The organism is Parendozoicomonas sp. Alg238-R29, from assembly GCF_947331445.1.
In the GTDB taxonomy this organism is placed as follows: Bacteria; Pseudomonadota; Gammaproteobacteria; order Pseudomonadales; family Endozoicomonadaceae; genus Sansalvadorimonas.
Genome location: NZ_CAMZOG010000206.1, coordinates 1 through 1,490 on the forward strand (window position 1 = coordinate 1; position 1,490 = coordinate 1,490).

The window sequence follows — 1,490 nt, forward strand, 5'->3', positions numbered from 1 at the left end:
GGCACCGATACCGCGAAAGAAATGATCTACCAGCGCTATCGAGCACTGGAGCCCGGGCCCGGTTATTGCCACTGGCCGGTGAAAGACTGCTTCGATGAAGACTACTTCAAGCAAGCCACTGCGGAAGAGAAAGTGCGCAAGTATCGAAAAGGTGTCGCTTATTTTGAGTGGGATGCCAAAAAGAAACGTAATGAAGCGCTGGATTGCCGGGTCTATGCCTTAACAGCTGTGCGGATATTGCAGCAGCATCGGGGGCTGAATCTGGAACAGTTGGCCGAACAACGACCTGAACCCGATATTATGGCCGAAACAGCAGCACTGATTGAACAAAAGCCTCGATCCAGACGCGCTTCCCGCAGTTCCTATCTGAACGGATAAAGCATGATTACAGAAGCCGAATATATCGCGCTCAAGCGAGCTGTGCTGTTGCGTGATACGCGGACAGTTGAGTTTGAAGGCCGCAAAGTGGAATACAGCAGTTTCTCCGAAATGGAAAAGCGCCTGACCGCCATTGAGCAGGAACTGGCCAAACAGAATAAACGTCCCCGGCAGTACGGCATCTGCAGCACCAAGGGTATTTAACGGGAATGGGCTTCCATATAACGCCTCAACAAATGATTGATACGTGTCTGGTAGCCTTGCCCCTGACCTTTAAACCATTCCAGGACATCCGCATCCAACCGGATAGTCACAGGTTTTTTGACAGGAACCGTCAGTTCGGCCTCGTTAAAAAAATCATCATCCAGCTCAGGAAGATCGGAGGTGTCTATATCCTTATCTTCCATTTTTGCTAAACGATCCCAGTCAGTAGCTGATGTTTTCTTCATAGCGTCGCATCTCCCGTTTTGTGGCTTTACGTGCAGAAACGATTCGAATCCGGTCTCCTGTACGCTCGGTATAAACAACAACTCCGGTCAGGGAGTAAATCAAGCCAATAGCCGTCCAGCGTTCTTCACCATAATCCGTTCGGTTATCAGCTCGACTGAGCATGGGGTGGTTGAAAATATCAACCGCATCCTGAAAGTCGATTCCATGCTTCTGAATATTGACCCTGTTCTTGTCCTCATCCTATTCAAATTGCATGGTTGAGCCTGTATGTACATTTGTACATACAAAATAGCATAAAGTTCCCGGATGAGCCCAATGAATATCAAAATGCGGATGGCCAGCTGGTTATTACCAAAACTGATCAACCTGGCCTACACCTCCGCAGGCCACGGTCGCCGGGCTGTGAGCTGGATGGCACCCAGTACCGGGCCAACCTCGGGATTGACTGGTGATCTCGGTACGCTGATCAACCGCAGCCGGGCAGCCTTAAGAAATGACCTCTGGGCGGCGGCTGGTATTAATAAGCTGGTGTCGAATATTGTTGGCACGGGCATCAAACCGAAAAGCACGGCTGATGACGATCAATTCCGTAAAGCGCTGCAGGCCTTGTTCCTGGACTGGACCGATGAGTCTGATGCGGATGGCGTACTGGATTTTTATGG

Annotated in this window: 4 protein-coding genes and 1 pseudogene; 3 read left to right on the forward strand and 2 right to left on the reverse strand. The window is 50.2% G+C overall.

Annotation, left to right across the window (positions count from 1 at the left end):
- A partial coding sequence (locus QMA35_RS21630) for a terminase gpA endonuclease subunit (protein ID WP_281649203.1) occupies window positions 1–378 on the forward strand: 378 nt, incomplete at its 5' end.
- A gap of 3 nt (window positions 379–381) precedes the next feature.
- Complete coding sequence (locus tag QMA35_RS21635; RefSeq protein WP_281649204.1) at window positions 382–582, forward strand: hypothetical protein; 201 nt, start codon at window positions 382–384, stop codon at window positions 580–582.
- Here the strand turns inward: QMA35_RS21635 and QMA35_RS21640 are convergent.
- The gene (locus tag QMA35_RS21640) at window positions 579–827 is read right to left on the reverse strand and encodes a BrnA antitoxin family protein (protein WP_281649205.1); all 249 of its coding nucleotides are present in this window, start codon (window positions 825–827) and stop codon (window positions 579–581) included. The two genes, QMA35_RS21635 and QMA35_RS21640, sit on opposite strands and share 4 nt — an antisense overlap.
- Window positions 805–1,056: pseudogene (locus QMA35_RS21645) on the reverse strand (BrnT family toxin); the annotation flags it as partial. The pseudogene QMA35_RS21645 and the gene QMA35_RS21640, both read right to left, overlap by 23 nt.
- Window positions 1,057–1,143: 87 nt before the next feature.
- Between QMA35_RS21645 and QMA35_RS21650 the strand changes: the two are divergent.
- A partial coding sequence (locus tag QMA35_RS21650; RefSeq protein ID WP_281649206.1) for a phage portal protein occupies window positions 1,144–1,490 on the forward strand: 347 nt, incomplete at its 3' end.

Excerpts from the sequence above, each read along its gene's own strand:
- QMA35_RS21640 (WP_281649205.1), bottom strand. The coding sequence starts at position 827 with ATGAAGAAAACATCAGCTACTGACTGGGATCGTTTAGCAAAAATGGAA.
- QMA35_RS21635 (WP_281649204.1), top strand. The coding sequence starts at position 382 with ATGATTACAGAAGCCGAATATATCGCGCTCAAGCGAGCTGTGCTGTTG.